General features: G+C 67.1%; 10 protein-coding genes. 7 read left to right on the top strand and 3 right to left on the bottom strand.

Annotated elements, in window-relative coordinates; genetic code table 11:
• Positions 1 to 24 precede the first annotated feature (24 nt).
• Complete coding sequence (locus IF690_RS18430; RefSeq protein ID WP_202696836.1) at positions 25 to 993, top strand: Gfo/Idh/MocA family protein; 969 nt, start codon at positions 25 to 27, stop codon at positions 991 to 993.
• A gap of 138 nt (positions 994 to 1,131) precedes the next feature.
• Here IF690_RS18430 and IF690_RS18425 read toward each other — a convergent pair whose 3' ends face one another.
• The 3 genes from IF690_RS18425 to IF690_RS18415 all read right to left on the bottom strand — a co-directional run bounded on the left by IF690_RS18425 (position 1,132) and on the right by IF690_RS18415 (position 5,525).
• Complete coding sequence (locus IF690_RS18425) at positions 1,132 to 2,790, bottom strand: phosphoethanolamine transferase (RefSeq protein ID WP_202696835.1); 1,659 nt, start codon at positions 2,788 to 2,790, stop codon at positions 1,132 to 1,134.
• A gap of 122 nt (positions 2,791 to 2,912) precedes the next feature.
• Positions 2,913 to 3,650, bottom strand: coding sequence for a TorF family putative porin (locus IF690_RS18420; RefSeq protein WP_202696834.1), 738 nt, complete (start codon positions 3,648 to 3,650; stop codon positions 2,913 to 2,915).
• Positions 3,651 to 3,782: 132 nt separating this feature from the next.
• On the bottom strand, positions 3,783 to 5,525 hold the full coding sequence (locus IF690_RS18415; RefSeq protein WP_202696833.1) for an amidohydrolase: 1,743 nt from the start codon (positions 5,523 to 5,525) through the stop codon (positions 3,783 to 3,785).
• Positions 5,526 to 5,628: 103 nt separating this feature from the next.
• Here IF690_RS18415 and IF690_RS18410 point away from each other — a divergent pair, with 103 nt between their 5' ends.
• The 6 genes from IF690_RS18410 to IF690_RS18385 all read left to right on the top strand — a co-directional run bounded on the left by IF690_RS18410 (position 5,629) and on the right by IF690_RS18385 (position 14,595).
• On the top strand, positions 5,629 to 6,546 hold the full coding sequence (locus tag IF690_RS18410; RefSeq protein WP_202696832.1) for a LysR family transcriptional regulator: 918 nt from the start codon (positions 5,629 to 5,631) through the stop codon (positions 6,544 to 6,546).
• 38 nt (positions 6,547 to 6,584) lie between these two features.
• A complete protein-coding gene (gene lexA, locus IF690_RS18405) occupies positions 6,585 to 7,202 on the top strand; it encodes a transcriptional repressor LexA (RefSeq protein WP_202696831.1) in 618 nt (205 codons plus the stop codon).
• Positions 7,202 to 7,819, top strand: a complete 618-nt coding sequence (imuA, locus tag IF690_RS18400) for a translesion DNA synthesis-associated protein ImuA (protein ID WP_202696830.1) — start codon at positions 7,202 to 7,204, stop codon at positions 7,817 to 7,819. Before lexA ends, imuA begins: the two co-directional genes overlap by 1 nt.
• 7 nt (positions 7,820 to 7,826) lie before the next feature.
• The gene (locus tag IF690_RS18395; RefSeq protein WP_202696829.1) at positions 7,827 to 9,242 is read left to right on the top strand and encodes a Y-family DNA polymerase; all 1,416 of its coding nucleotides are present in this window, start codon (positions 7,827 to 7,829) and stop codon (positions 9,240 to 9,242) included.
• Positions 9,239 to 12,322 (top strand): error-prone DNA polymerase, encoded by a 3,084-nt coding sequence (locus tag IF690_RS18390; protein WP_202696828.1) that lies wholly within the window; start codon positions 9,239 to 9,241, stop codon positions 12,320 to 12,322. The genes IF690_RS18395 and IF690_RS18390 overlap by 4 nt, the downstream gene beginning before the upstream one ends.
• A gap of 161 nt (positions 12,323 to 12,483) precedes the next feature.
• Positions 12,484 to 14,595 carry a hybrid sensor histidine kinase/response regulator gene (locus IF690_RS18385; RefSeq protein ID WP_202696827.1) on the top strand — a complete coding sequence of 704 codons (2,112 nt, stop codon included), beginning with the start codon at positions 12,484 to 12,486 and terminating at the stop codon, positions 14,593 to 14,595.
• Positions 14,596 to 14,711 lie beyond the last annotated feature (116 nt).

Genomic DNA, 14,711 nt, shown 5'->3' with positions numbered 1-14,711 from the left:
CCAATGGGCACAGCAGGAGAGGGCATGCGGCCCGTGCGCTGGGGCATGATCGGTTGCGGCAGCGTCACTGAACGCAAGAGTGGCCCGGCCTTCTACAAGGCGCCGGGCTCGGCCCTGGTGGCGGTGATGGGCCGGCGCCTGGAAGCGGTGCGGGACTATGCGGCACGCCACGGCATCGCGCGTTTCTACACCGATGCCCAGGCGCTGATCGACGACCCCGAAGTGGACGCGGTGTACATCGCCACGCCCCCCGACAGCCACCACGCCTACAGCGTGCGGGTGGCCGCCGCCGGCAAGCACTGCTGCGTGGAAAAACCGATGGCGTTGAACGCCGGGCAAAGCCTGGAGATGCAGCAGGTTTTCCAGCGGGCCGGATTGCACCTGTTCGTGTCCTACTACCGCCGTTCCCTGCCGCGCTTCCAGCACGTGCGGCAGTGGCTGCGGGACGGGCGCATCGGTGAGGTGCGCCACCTGAGCTGGACCCTGACCAAGGCGCCGTCCGAGGCCGATCGCAATGGCGGCCGCAACTGGCGCACCGACCCGCGGATCGCCGGCGGCGGCTACTTCGCCGACCTGGCGAGCCACGGCCTGGACCTGTTCCAGTACCTGCTGGGGGACATCACCGAGGTCGCCGGTATCACCGCGCGGCAGGCCGGGTTGTACAGCGCCGAGGATGCGGTGAGCGCCAGCTGGCGCTTCGCGTGCGGCGCCCTGGGCACGGGGGCCTGGAACTTCGTCGCGGACCGTCGAGTGGACCGGGTGGAGATCATCGGCAGCCAGGGGCGTATCGGCTTCTCGGTGTTCGACGAGCATCCGCTGCAATTGGACGCCGATGAACAGTTGAGCCTCTTCATCGACAACCCCGAACCTATCCAGTGGCACCACGTGCTCGGCATGAACGCTCATATCCGTGGCGAGGCGCAGCATCCGGCGCTGGCCGCCGAGGCGCTGAAGACCGACCGGGTCATGGACCTGATCCTCAAGCGCGGTTAGGCCAAACCTTCACACCCCTGTAGGCGGGGCGACGTCTGGTTCCTGCTCTCGATCGGTGCTGTCAGTTTCGGCGCCCATCGCGGCAAGTCGGATCGCCGCCCGCTCGCTCCTACAGAGGCGAGGCTGTATCCGGCGGCGCTAGTGCGCCGCGGTCATGTTCGGCCGGCACGAATGGAAGATGTCCAGCCGCGGCTGGTACAGGCTGGTCCTGACCTCGAACAGCCCGAGCACCGAGTGGAACAGGTTGTCGTGGCTCAGGTCCGGCTCGCCGCGCTTGCCTTGCAGGCAGTCGCGCTGGATGCCCAGGTCGGCCAGGGCCTGCTGGCCGAACCACATCAGCATCGGCACATGGGTCTGTGCCTGTGGGGCCAGGGCGTAGGGCGCGGCATGCAGGTACAGGCCGTTTTCGCCGAGGGACTCGCCATGGTCGGAGACGTACAGCATCGAGGTGTCGAAGCGTTCCTGGTTGTGCTTGAGCAGCTCGATGACCCGGGCCAGGAAGTGGTCGGTGTAGAGGATGGTGTTGTCGTAGACGTTCACCAGTTCCTCGCTGCTGCAACTGCCCAGCTGGTTGGTGTGGCAGATCGGGGTGAAGCGCTCCAGGCTCTTCGGATAGCGGTCGTAGTACTCCGGGCCGTGGCTGCCGTCGGCGTGCAGGACGATGATCGCGTTGTCGCCGAGGCGGTCGATGTACTGCTGCAGGTCCACCAGCAGGGCTTCGTCCAGGCAGTTCTTGCCGTCGCAGAAGGGGCTCGGCTGGGTCTTGGGAATGTCGCGGTTCGGTACCCGTAGGCAGGTGCCCTTGCAGTCGCTGTTGTTGTCCAGCCACAGCACCTGCACGCCGGCCCGTTGCAGTACGTCCAGCAGGCCTTCGTAGGTCTTGCCCTTCTTGTCGCTGTAGTCCTCGCGGGGAAACATCGAGAACATGCATGGCACCGAGACCGCGGTCGAGGTGCCGCAGGAATGCACCTGGGTGAAGTTGAGAATGTCCAGCCTGGCCAGTTCCGGGTTGGTCTCGCGGGCATAGCCATTGAGGGAGAAGTGGTCGGCGCGGGCGGTTTCGCCGACCACCAGGATCATCAGCGACTTCTTCTCCCGGGCGCTGGCCTGGGCGCTCATCGCCGCGTCCTGGCCGATTGGCTGGATCACCAGGTGTTGCTTGATCCCCAGGCTCTGCCTGGCGTATTTGCCGAGGGCATAGATGTAGTTGGTCGGGTTGATGAAGTGGGTCAGCTTGTCTTCTTCGCGAAAGATCGGCGCGTAGGTGGAATAGAAGGCGCCGACCGAGACCGCGATCACCAGCACGCAGGCGGCAATCACCAATAGTTTGTTCAGCAGGCCGCGAAAGAACGGCCGGTAGCGCACCGGGGTGCGCCAGATCAGCACCACCGGCAACGCGCCCAGCACCAGCAGGTAGCCCAGCAGCTTGAGGTTGAACAGCGCGGCGGCTTCGCCCGGGTTGGTCTCGAACACGTTCTGCACCATCACCGTGTCGATGGCGATGCCGTACTGGTTCATGAAATACGCGGCAGCGGCCGAGGTCAGGGCCACCAGGGTCAGCGCCGGCTTCAGGGTCCAGCGGAAGGACACCAGGGTCAGCAGCAGGGTGATGGCGGCCCACAGGAACAGCCCGAAGGAGGCGAAGAACGCTACCTTGTGCAGGCCTTGCAGACTGATCAGGTGGCCCAGGGCGCGCCAGGTGGCGAAGTTGTAGAGCGCCACCAGGGCCAGGGAAAACAGCAGTACCAGGCGGGTCGATGTGATTGACGCGGATCGCCGTCCTTTGCCCAAGACCATTTCAGTTCGTTCCTCTACCTATGATGAAAGCACCCGCAGTTGCACTGCCGACTGTAGAGAGGGATTGGTCAAAAAAATGTCGAAAGGGCGCGGGTCTTGGTGTCGATTCACGCCCGCCGGGTTCAGAAGGTTTTCCTGGCACTGGCGACCCAGGTCGCGCCACACAGGTCGCTGAACCCGTAATTGCTGGTGCACTGGTTTTTCGACAGGTCGGTATCGATATAGCTCAGGCCCAGCACCACGCCTGCCACTTCACGGGTCAATCTGGCCTCCCATTCATGGTAGGCATCCTCGCCCTGGCCCGAGGCCGAGATCAACCGTGGATCCTTGAAGTCCATCTCGCCGTAACGCAGCTTCAGCCCCAGGCCCAGGGGGAGCTCGGTTTCGTAGCCCACGTAGCGGTACAGGGTGTTTTGCTGGCTGTCGATGCCCGCGGCGTCGCTGGAGTAATAGGCAGCCAGGCTGGCCCCATAGGCACTGAAAATCCCGTAGACCTCGCTCTGGTTGAATTGCCCTTCCCTGGGGTAGCTGTACTTGAGGTAGCCCAAGTCGAGGCTGATCGCATCGCTGGCCTGCCACAGCCAGCCGGCGTAGTAGTCGACTTCCTGGCGGGTCTTCAGGCCGCCGCCGAAATCCACGTTGGAGGTCCACGCACCCAGGTAGAGGCCGCTGCTGTGCAGCAGGGTCGCGGCGGCCTGCGCGGCGGGGTCGTTCTGGGTCTGGGAAATGCCGCGGGTGCGGTAGTCGCTGGCCAGGGTCAGTTCCAGTTCTACGGCAAAGTCATCGTTCAAGGGCAGGGCGTGGCTGCCCAAGGGCAACAGGCTCAAGGCACCGATGGCGAATAGGCTGAGGGTCTTCATAGGGGCGTCCCCTGTTGTTGTGATTGTTATGGGCAGGTTTCAGGCAAGGCTGCGCCGGCCCCACGCACACAAGGACGCGGGGGCGGGCAGTGGGGCTGTTTCTAGAGGAATCAGCCAGGAGGGATCGGCGGGCTAGAGAGGCCGGGCGTAGACTTGGCGGCCAGCGAACCAGGTCTGCAGCACCTGGGTTTCATGCAGGGCCTTTTCGTCGACGCGGAACACGTCGCGGTCCAGCACGATGAAGTCGGCCTGTTTGCCGGCGCTCAGCGAGCCGATCTGCTGCTCCAGGCCGATGGCGCGGGCGGCGTTGAGGGTATAGGCGTAGAACATGGTCTCGCGGTCCAGGCGCTCGTCGGCGTTGAGCACCCCCAGCGGCCCCTTGCGAGTGATGGCCTGGGCGATGGCGTTCCACGGGTTGGGCGAGGACACCGGCCAGTCGCTGGCCCCGGCGAGGGTCGCGCCCTGCTTGAGCAGGGAGTGCGCCGGGTACTGGTAACGGAAGGCCAGGGCGCTGACGTAGGGCTTGATCATGTCCAGGGTGTAGTCGTCGGCCGAGGCCCACAGCAGTTGCATCGAGGCGATGACCCCCAGCGGCCTGAAGCGGGCGAACTCTTTCGGGTTGACCATCTGCAGGTGGGTGATGGAGTGGGCGATGCCGCTCTGGCGGTCCTTGCGCGCCTGGGCGATGCCATTGAGGGATTCGCGCACCGCGCGGTCGCCGATGGCGTGGATGTGCACCCGCCAGCCGCGCTGGTCGATGGCGCTGACCAGCTCGCCGAAATGCTCGGGATCGATCAGCAGTTCGCCCTGTTTGCGCGAGTTGCGGTAGGGATCGATCATCGCCGCGCTCTGGGCCGGGTACTCGATCACCCCGTCGGCGAAAATCTTGACGCCGGGCAGGGTCAGGTTGGGGATGCCCTGGAATTGCTGGCGCACCTGCTCCAGCACGTCGAGGTCGGCAGGACGGCTTTTCGGGTTGGCCACCAGCAGCGCGGCGACATGGGCGCTCAGGCCGCCGCTTTCGGCGAGCGCCTTGTAGGCCGGCAGCACGCCGACTGTCTGGGCGGTGGGCTTGAGGGCGAACACCGCTTCGCCGGGGGCGGCGTTGGCCGCCGGGTCCATCCAGGCGGTGATGCCCAGGCTGTTGTTGTAGCGCACCGCCGATTGCGCCGCGTTGAGCAGGGCGGCGCTGTTGGGCACCGGCATTTTCGCCGCGACCCGGTCCCAGCCGGCGTCCACCAGGAAACCGTTGGGGCGGCCGTCGGCGAGTTGGCCGATGGTGTCGCGCTCGGCCTCTGGCAGGGTCTTGAGCAGGGCGGCGTCGATGCCGGCGCGCTCCAGCATTGCGTCATTGGCCCAGGCGGTATGGTGATCGCTGCCGGTGAACACCACGGGCACCCTGGCCCATTCGCCGGCGTTGAAGCGCTGGTGCAGGGCTTCGGCCTGGGCCCAGTAGGCCGAACTCATGCCGGCGATGCTGAGGACGTCGCCGTGCCTGGCCTTGCCATCGTCGCGCCAGGCGCGCAGTTTTTGTTCCAGCTGGTCGAGGCTGACCACCTTGTCCTGCATATTGGCCGAGGTCATTTCCAGGCCGCCGAAGATCGCATGGGAATGGCTGTCGATCAGGCCGGGCATCAGGGTCTTGCCACCGAGGTCGATGACCCGGGTGCCGGTTTCGATCAGGGCCTTGATCTGCGCGTCGCTGCCTGCCTGCAGCACCTTGCCGTCGGCCACCGCCAGGGCCTGGACCTTGGGCTGGGCGCGATCGGCGGTGAACACCTGGCCGTTGAACAGCACCAGGTCGGTGGCGGCCATGGCTTCCATTGAGGCAAAACTTACTGCAATCGTCAGCAGATTCGGGATGAATCTTTTCATTGAGTATTTCCTTGTTATTGCGTCTGATGCCCAGATTAGTGGCTTGCCAGAACCGACAGAACGCCTCGCTGACGAAAAACGTTTTTGCCTGAGTGGAAAAAGCATGGACAAGTTGGGTGCATTGAAGATGTTCGTGGTCACCGCGCAGCTGGGCAGTTTCAGCCGCGCCGCCGAGCAGTTGGGCAAGACTCCCTCGGCGCTGACCAAGGCGGTCAATCACCTGGAAGTCGAGCTGGGCGCGCGCTTGTTCGAGCGCAGTACCCGCCGGATCCTGCTGACGGAAGTGGGGCGGCTCTACCTGGAAACCGCGCGCCAGGTCCTGCATCGGCTGGAGGAGGCCGGCGAGGAAATCGAGCAGTTGCAGCATGGCCTGCGCGGCAACCTGAAGATCACCGCGCCGCTGGCCTATGGGCAGGCCTTTCTCGACCAGGTGTGTGGCGGTTTCCTCGAGCAGTATCCGCAGATCGACCTGCAGGTGGACCTGTGCGACGAGTTCGTCAACCTGCTGGAAAGCGGCTACGACCTGGCCCTGCGCGAAGGCCATGACGACCTGCCGGGGCTGATCGCCCGGGTGGTCGGCAGCAACTGCCTGGCCTTGTGCGCCAGCCCGGCCTACCTGGCGCGCAAGGGCGTGGCGGTGACGCCGCAGACCCTCGACGAACACGAATGGCTGCTCTATCGCCATCCCTTGCTCAGCCGCGAGTTCTGGTGGGTCGAACGGGACGGGCAGCGCCTGAGCCTGCCGCAACCCCGGGCGCCACGCTTGCGCAGCGACAATTACGACCTGCTGCTGGCCAATGCCCTGGCCGGGCGCGGGCTGCTGCACACCCCGTTGTGGAGCGCCGCGCCTTACCTGGCCGACGGCCGCCTGGTGCGGGTGATGGCCGACTACGCCATCGACCCGGACTGCTTCGGGCCGCACATCCTCGCGGTCTACCCCAGCCACCGGCGGGCCACGGCCAAGGTGCTGGCGTTCATCGATTACATCAGCGCGTTCCTGGCGAGCCGTGGCCTGGGCTGACTGACGGTGCTTGTCAGGAAAACCCGGGAAGAGTACAAATGTACTCCATGACCACTTTATCTCCCCGCCGCAGTGCCATCCTGACCTTTATCCGCGAGCGCATCGCCGAACATGGCCAGCCCCCGAGCCTCGCTGAAATCAGCGAGGCCTTCGGCTTCGCCTCGCGCAGCGTGGCGCGCAAGCATGTCGTGGCCCTGAGCGAGGCCGGCTTCATCGAGGTCAACCCCCATCAGGCCCGGGGCATCCGCCTGCTCAACCAGCCGCCGCGCCCCGAGTTGCTGGAGATCCCGGTGCTTGGCCGGGTCGCCGCCGGCCTGCCGATCGGCGCCGATGCCGAGGTGCACAGCCGCTTGCTGCTCGACCCGGCGCTGTTTTCCCGTACCCCCGACTACCTGCTGCGGGTCCAGGGCGACTCGATGATCGAGGACGGCATCCTCGACGGCGACCTGGTGGCGGTGCGTCGCGACAGCGAGGTGCGCAACGGCCAGATCGTGGTGGCGCGGCTGGATGGCGAAGTCACCATCAAGCGTTTCGAACGCCTGGCCGATGGCGTGCGCCTGGTGCCGCGCAACCCGGCCTATGCACCGATCCTGGTCGGCGAGGACCGGGACCTGGCCATCGAGGGGGTGTTCTGTGGCCTGGTGAGGCAAGGCTGATGGGCGCCGTGGTTGCACTGGAGACGCTGTTCAATGCCGGCCGGGTGTGGAAGGGCCGCCCGACGGCGCCCGCTGCCAGCCCGCAACCCACCGGCCATGCCATGCTGGACGCGGCCTTGCCCAGCGGCGGTTGGCCGGAAGCGGCGCTGACGGAAATCCTCATCGCCGCCCAGGGCGTCGGCGAACTGCAACTGGTGTGGCCGATCCTGGCCCGGCTCTCGGCCGCCGGCGAACGCATCGTGCTGGTGGCGCCGCCCCATGTGCCGTACCCCCAGGCCTGGCAGAGCGCCGGGGTCGACCTGCGCCAGCTGTCGGTGATCCAGGCCGGCGAACGGGATGCCTTGTGGGCCGCCGAACAATGCCTGCGCTCAGGCAGTTGCGGGGCCGTGCTGTGCTGGCCGCAACAGGCCGACGACCGCGCCTTGCGGCGTTTGCAGGTAGCGGCCGAGACCGGCCAGACCCTGGCCTTTGCCTACCGTCCGCTCAAGGAGGCCATCAACCCTTCGCCGGCGGCCCTGCGCCTTGCCGTGGAGGCCCGGCCGGCGCAGCTGCGGATACTCAAGTGCCGCGGCGGCCTGGCCCATTCGGCGCCGATCGCCTTCGCCCCGGGGCACTGAGCTTGCCATGCGCTGGGTCTGCATTCTGTTCCCGCAATTGGCGCTGGACGCGGCGCTGCGCCAGCGCCCCGAGCCGGAGGCCGCGCTGGCTCTGCTCAGCGGGACGCCGCAGCGCCGGGTGATCCAGGCGGTGAATGCCGCCGCCCGCGAGCTGGGGTTGCGGCCCGGGCAGTCGTTGACCGCCGCCCAGGCCCTGAGCAAGCACTTCGCCAGCGCCGAATACGACGCCGCTGAAATCGCCCATTGGCAACAGTTTCTCGCGGCCTGGGCCTACCGTTTCAGTTCCCAGGTCAGCCTTCATTACCCGCGCACCCTGGTGTTCGAGATCGAGTCGAGCCTGGGCCTGTTCGGCCCCTGGCCACAGCTGGAGGCGCGCCTGCGCCAGGAGCTGAACGAGCTGGGTTTTCGCCACCGCATCGTCAGCGCGCCGAATCCGGCGGCGGCCCGGGTGCTGGCCAATGCCTACGACGGGCTGGCGGTGTCCGGCCTGGAACCGTTGCGCCAGGCCCTGGGGCGCATGCCCGTCGAGCGTCTGGGCCTGCCGCCGGGCGCGGCCACAGCCCTGTCGCGCATGGGCCTGCGCACCTTCGCCCAGGTGCGCGGGCTGCCCCGGGACACCCTGGCCCGGCGTTTCGACGCGGGCCTGCTCAAGCACCTGGATACGCTTTTGGGCGAGCGTTCCCTGGCGCTGGGGTTCTATCAGCCGCCGGACCGTTTCGATCTGCGCATCGAATTGCATTTCGATGTGCTGTCCCACCAGGCCCTGCTGTTTCCCCTGCGCCGCTTGGCCTGCGACCTGGCGGCGTTTCTCTGTGGCCGTGACAGCGGGGTGCAGCGCTTCGACCTGCACCTGGAGCATGTCGAGCTGCCCGACACCCTGATCAAGGTCGGCCTGCTCAGTGCCGAGCGCGAACCGGGGATGCTGTTCGAACTGGCGCGCGGGCGCCTGGAGCAGGTCCAGGTGCCGGCGCCGGTGCGTGGCGTGCGCCTGGTGGCCGAGGATCTGCCGCGCTTCGTGCCGCAGCACCGCGAGCTGTTCGACGAGCGCCCGCAGCAATCCCTGCCCTGGGAGCAGTTGCGCGAACGCCTGCGCGCCCGCCTGGGAGACGAGGCGGTGCATGGCTTGCGTTTCCACGCTGACCACCGTCCCGAATGCAGCTGGCAACCGGTCGGCGACAGCCAGGCCGGCCCGCTGCTGCCCGGGCCCCGGCGCCCGGGCTGGCTGTTGCGCGAGCCGCTGGCGTTGCAGGAGGGGGCGGCGCGCATCCTCATGGGGCCGGAGCGCATCGAGTCCGGCTGGTGGGACGGCGGCGACGTGCGCCGCGACTACTACCTGATCGAAACCCGCGGCGGCCAGCAGGGCTGGGCCTATCGCCCGGTGGGCGAGGCGGGGCCCTTGCTGTTGCAGGGCTGGTTCGCATGAAGGGCTACGCCGAACTGCACTGCCTGTCGAACTTCAGTTTCCAGCGCGGTGCCTCCAGTGCCCGCGAGCTGTTCGAGCGGGCGGCGGCCCAGGGCTACCAGGCCCTGGCGATTACCGACGAGTGTAGCCTGGCCGGCATCGTCCGGGCCTGGCAGGCCTCGAAGGACTGCACTCTACCGCTGATCGTCGGCAGCGAAATGCGCCTCGACGACGGCCCCAGGCTGGTGCTGCTGGTGGAGAACCTGGAGGGTTACCAGGGCCTGTGCCGGCTGATCACCTGTGGCCGGCGCCGGGCCCAGAAGGGCCAGTACCAGCTGCTGCGCGAAGACTTCGAGCAGCCCTTGCCGGGGCTGCTGGCCCTGTGGCTGGCGGGCGCTCAGCCAGAGGGTGAGCAGCAAGAAGCGGGGCGCTGGTTGCAGCAGGTGTTCGCCGACCGGCTGTGGCTGGCCGTGGAGCTGCACTGTGGCCAGGACGACCAGCAGCGCCTGGGTGAATTGCTGGCGCTGTCCCGGGAGCTGGGCATTGCCGCCGTGGCCTGCGGCGATGTGCATATGCATGTGCGCGGGCGCCGGGCCTTGCAGGACACCATGACCGCGATCCGCCATCACGTGCGGGTGGCCGAGGCCGGCCAGCGCCTGCACCCCAATGGCGAGCGGCATTTGCGCAGCCTCGAGGCACTGCGCAACCTTTATCCGCCTGCCCTGCTGGAAGAGTCGCTGAAGATCGCCGGGCGCTGTCATTTCGACCTCGGGCAACTGCATTATCAGTACCCCCGGGAGCTGGTGCCCCAAGGGCAGACGCCCACCAGTTGGCTGCGCGAGCTGACCGAGCGCGGCATCGTCAAGCGCTGGCCCGGGGGCGCCAAGCCCAAGGTGCTCAAACAGATCGACGCTGAGCTGGCGCTGATCGCCGAGCTGGGGTACGAGAGCTATTTCCTCACGGTGCACGACATCGTCAGCTTTGCCCGCAGCCAGTCGATCCTCTGCCAGGGCCGGGGCTCGGCGGCCAACTCGGTGGTGTGTTTCGCCCTGGGCATCACCGAGATCGACCCGGACCGTTCGACCCTGCTGTTCGAGCGTTTTCTCTCCCGAGAGCGCAATGAGCCGCCGGATATCGACGTGGACTTCGAGCATGAGCGCCGCGAGGAGGTCCTGCAGTACGTGTTCCAGCGTTACGGTCGCCACCGCGCCGCGCTGACCGCGGTGGTCAGCACCTACCACGGCGCCGGCGCGGTGCGCGATGTGGCCAAGGCCCTGGGCCTGCCGCCGGACCAGGTCAACGCCCTGGCCGACTGCTGCGGCCATTGGAGCGATACGCCGCCGGCCGTCGAGCGCCTGCTGGAGGCCGGTTTCGACCCGGACAGCCCGGTGCTGCGCCGGGTCCTGAGCCTGACCGGGCAACTGATCGGCTTTCCCCGGCACCTGTCCCAGCACCCCGGCGGCTTCGTGATTTCCGAACAGCCGCTGGACACCCTGGTACCGGTGGAAAACGCGGCGATGGCCGAGCGCACCATCATCCAGTGGGACAAGGACGACCTGGACGCGGTCGGGCTGCTCAAGGTGGACGTGCTGGCGCTGGGCATGCTCAGTGCGATTCGCCGCTGTTTCGACCTGATCCATGGCTATCGGGGCCAGCGGCCAAGCCTGGCCAGCATCCCCGCCGAGGACCCGGCCACCTACGAGATGATCGGCCGCGCCGACACCATCGGCGTGTTCCAGATCGAGTCGCGGGCGCAGATGTCGATGCTGCCCCGGCTCAAGCCCAAGGATTTCTACGACCTGGTGATCGAGGTGGCCATTGTCCGGCCGGGGCCGATCCAGGGCGGCATGGTCCATCCGTACCTGCGTCGGCGGGACAAAAAGGAGGCGGTGACCTATCCCTCGGCGGAGCTGAAAGAAGTGCTGCAGCGAACCCTGGGCGTGCCGCTGTTCCAGGAGCAGGTGATGCAGATCGCCATTGTCGCCGCCGACTACACCCCCGGCGAGGCCGACCAGTTGCGCCGCTCCATGGCTGCCTGGAAACGCCATGGTGGCCTGGAACCCCACCGCCTGCGCCTGCGCGACGGCATGCGCGCCAATGGCTACAGCGACGAATTCGCCGCGCAGATCTTCGAGCAGATCAAAGGTTTCGGCAGCTATGGTTTTCCCGAATCCCACGCCGCCAGTTTCGCCTTGCTGACCTATGCCAGTTGCTGGCTCAAGTGCCACGAGCCGGCGGCCTTCGCCTGCGCCCTGATCAACAGCTGGCCCATGGGGTTCTACAGCCCCGACCAGATTCTCCAGGACGCGCGCCGGCATCATCTGGCGATTCGCCCGGTGGACGTGCGCGCCAGCGCCTGGGATTGCAGCCTGGAACCGTTGCCCGGCGCGCAGCCGGCGTTGCGCCTGGGGCTGCGGATGATCAAGGGCTTTCGCGAGGACGACGCGCGGCGCATCGAGGCGGCGCGCCAGGGCGCGCCGTTTGTCGACATTGCCGACCTCGGGCAACGGGCGCGCCTGGACAGCCGCGCCCAGGAACTGCTGGCCGACGCCGGCGCCCTGCGTGGGCTGGCCGGGCACCGGCATCGGGCGCGCTGGGAAGTGGCGGGGGTGCAGCAACAGCTCGGCCTGTTCGCCGGTTTGCCACGCCAGGAAGAAGCCCCCGTGGCCTTGCCGCGGCCGACGGTCGGCGAAGACCTGCAGGCCGACTACCTGAGCGTCGGCACCACCCTCGGGCCCCATCCGCTGGCCTTGCTGCGGGACGAACTCAAGGCCCGGCGCTGCCGCAGTTCCCGCGAGCTGCTGGAGGTCGAGCACGGGCGCCCGGTGAGCATCGCCGGGCTGGTCACCGGGCGCCAGCGGCCGGGCACCGCCAGCGGCGTGACCTTCGTCACCCTGGAAGACGAGTTCGGCAACGTCAACGTGGTGGTCTGGCGCGACCTGGCCGAGCGCCAGCGCAAGGTCCTGGTCGGCGCGCAGTTGCTCAAGGTCGATGGCACCCTGGAAACCGAAGGCGAGGTCCGCCACCTGATCGCCGGCCGCCTGAGCGACCTCAGCGACCTGCTGAGCGGCATTACCATTCGCAGCCGGGATTTCCGCTGATCCAGGCTGCCTGCCCGGCATGATGGCCATTTGTCCTGCAATCGCGAAAATGCGCTGAAACCATCCGCGTGGCCTGTGCTCCAAACCTTGAGTCCCTGTCCGTGGCGTTCGAGTCGCGGGCCGAGAGTGTCGTCATTCAATCGTGTTCACTGGGTCAAGCGATGTCGTTCTTATCCGATCCACATGGCTGCCAGGGCTGGAAAGGCGAGATGGCTGCCCGCATCCAGGCGTTCGACTGGTCCGTCACCGAACTGGGGGCGCTGGACCGCTGGTCATCGAGCCTGCGCAGCGCGGTGCAACTGCTGCTGGCCTCGCCGGTGCCGCTGGTCATGCTCTGGGGGCGCTCGGGCTACATGATCTACAACGATGCCTACGCCGAATTCGCCGGCGGCCGGCATCCGTACCTGCTCGGCTGCCAGGTGGAGCAGGGCTGGCCGGAGGTGGCGGATTTCAACCGGCATGTGCTCGATACCTGCCTGGCGGGCGGAACCCTGTCGTACCGCGACAAGGAGCTGGTCCTGCTGCGCAACGGCCAGCCGGAACATGTCTGGATGGACCTCTACTACAGCCCGGTGGCCGGTGACGACCAGGCGCCGGCCGGGGTCATGGCGATCGTGGTCGAGACCACCGCCCATGTGCTGTCCGAGCAACGCCGCCAGGAAGTCGAGAACGCCTACCGCGCGGAAAACGAGCGGGTGCAACTGGCGCTCAATGCCGGGGCCTTGCTGGGCTCCTTTGTCTGGGACATCAAGGCCGATCGACTGTCGGGCGACGAGCGTTTTGCCCGGACCTTTTCCTATCCGCCGGAGCAGCCGCTGGACGACCTGTCGATCGAGGTCGCCGACAGTCGCGTGCACCCCGACGATCTGCCACGGATCAAGGAACAGGTGGCCTACAGCGTGCAAAAGGGTGTGCCCTACAACACCGAATACCGCATCCGCCGTCCGGACGGCAGTTACCTGTGGGTCATGGGCTGTGGCCGTTGCGAGTTCGACGAGGCGGGGCAGGCCTTGCGTTTCCCCGGCGTGCTGATCGATATCCACGAACGCAAGATGGCCGAAGATTCCCTGCTGCAACTGACGCGCAACCTCGAGCAGCGGGTGGCCGAGGAGGTCAACGCGCGGGTCTCGGCCGAGGAGCAACTGCGCCAGGCGCAGAAGCTCGAAGCCATTGGCGGCATGACCGGTGGCGTGGCCCACGACTTCAACAACCTGCTGCAAGTGATCGCCGGCAACCTGCACCTGCTGGCGCGCCATGAGCCGGGCAATGCCAATGTGCAGCGCCGGGTCGGCGCGGCCATTACCGCGGTCGAGCGCGGCGCCAAGCTGTCCGCGCAACTGCTCGCGTTCGCCCGGCGCCAGCCGCTGTCGCCCGAGGTCTACAACCCGTGCCGGATCCCCGACAGCCTGAGCGAGCTGCTGCAACGGGCCCTTGGCGAAAACATCGATATCGATGTGCAACTGCCCGCGGCTCCCTGGTGCATCAAGGTCGATCGCAGCCAGCTGGAAAACGCCTTGCTCAACCTGGCGATCAACGCCCGCGATGCCATGAAGGGCGAGGGCACCATCGGCATCCGGGCCGAAAATGTGCTGCTCGACGGCGATTTCTGTGCCGGCAAGGGCATCACCGCTGGCGAGTACCTGTGCCTGTCGGTGGCCGATACCGGCGATGGCATGCCGCCCGAGGTGCTCAAGCAGGCGTTCGAGCCGTTTTTCACGACCAAGCACGAGCGCCAGGGCACCGGGTTGGGATTGAGCATGGTGTTCGGTTTCGTCAAGCAGAGCGGCGGCCATATCGAGATGCTCAGCACGCCGGGGCAGGGCACCACGGTGCGCTTGTATTTTGTCCGCAGCACCGAACCGGAGCCGGGTGCGGTGCCCCGGCGGGAGCCGCGGCCTGGCCATGGCCAGGAAACCATCCTGGTGGTGGAGGACAACGAGGACGTCCGCGCGGCGGCGGTCGAGCTGCTGGAGCACGCCGGCTACAAGGTGCTGGTGGCGGCCAATGGCGATGCGGCCATGCAACTGTTGCTGAACGGCGCCCATGTCGAGTTGATCTTCACCGATGTGGTGATGCCCGGCCTGATCAAAAGCACCGACCTGGCGCTCTGGGCCAAGGCCCAGTCGCCGGCCGTGGCGGTGCTGTTCACCTCGGGGCATACCCGCGACATCATTTCCTGCAATCACCAGCTCAGCCCGGACACCCACCTGCTGAGCAAGCCCTACAGCCCGGATGCCCTGACCGCCATGGTCAGGTCGGTGCTGGAGGCGTGAGGCTGTGGGCACCTTGCGGAAAAGTCCGCAGAACGTTCGGCATCCACGGTTGCTCAAAACCCCGAGCCCATGCACCCTGCATCTCGGTTGGGTGGCTGCCTGTCGCCGATGCTGGC

The organism is Pseudomonas sp. SK3(2021), from assembly GCF_016772375.1.
Taxonomy (GTDB): Bacteria; Pseudomonadota; Gammaproteobacteria; order Pseudomonadales; family Pseudomonadaceae; genus Aquipseudomonas; species Aquipseudomonas chlororaphis_I.
Note: the sequence above shows the minus strand (reverse complement) of the source record. Positions and strands in the feature narration are given on the sequence as shown.

Coding starts and splice junctions, on each gene's coding strand:
- IF690_RS18430 (WP_202696836.1), top strand. CDS start 25: ATGCGGCCCGTGCGCTGGGGCATGATCGGTTGCGGCAGCGTCACTGAA.
- IF690_RS18425 (WP_202696835.1), bottom strand. CDS start 2,790: ATGGTCTTGGGCAAAGGACGGCGATCCGCGTCAATCACATCGACCCGC.
- IF690_RS18420 (WP_202696834.1), bottom strand. CDS start 3,650: ATGAAGACCCTCAGCCTATTCGCCATCGGTGCCTTGAGCCTGTTGCCC.
- IF690_RS18415 (WP_202696833.1), bottom strand. CDS start 5,525: ATGAAAAGATTCATCCCGAATCTGCTGACGATTGCAGTAAGTTTTGCC.
- IF690_RS18410 (WP_202696832.1), top strand. CDS start 5,629: ATGGACAAGTTGGGTGCATTGAAGATGTTCGTGGTCACCGCGCAGCTG.
- lexA (WP_202696831.1), top strand. CDS start 6,585: ATGTACTCCATGACCACTTTATCTCCCCGCCGCAGTGCCATCCTGACC.
- imuA (WP_202696830.1), top strand. CDS start 7,202: ATGGGCGCCGTGGTTGCACTGGAGACGCTGTTCAATGCCGGCCGGGTG.
- IF690_RS18395 (WP_202696829.1), top strand. CDS start 7,827: ATGCGCTGGGTCTGCATTCTGTTCCCGCAATTGGCGCTGGACGCGGCG.
- IF690_RS18390 (WP_202696828.1), top strand. CDS start 9,239: ATGAAGGGCTACGCCGAACTGCACTGCCTGTCGAACTTCAGTTTCCAG.
- IF690_RS18385 (WP_202696827.1), top strand. CDS start 12,484: ATGTCGTTCTTATCCGATCCACATGGCTGCCAGGGCTGGAAAGGCGAG.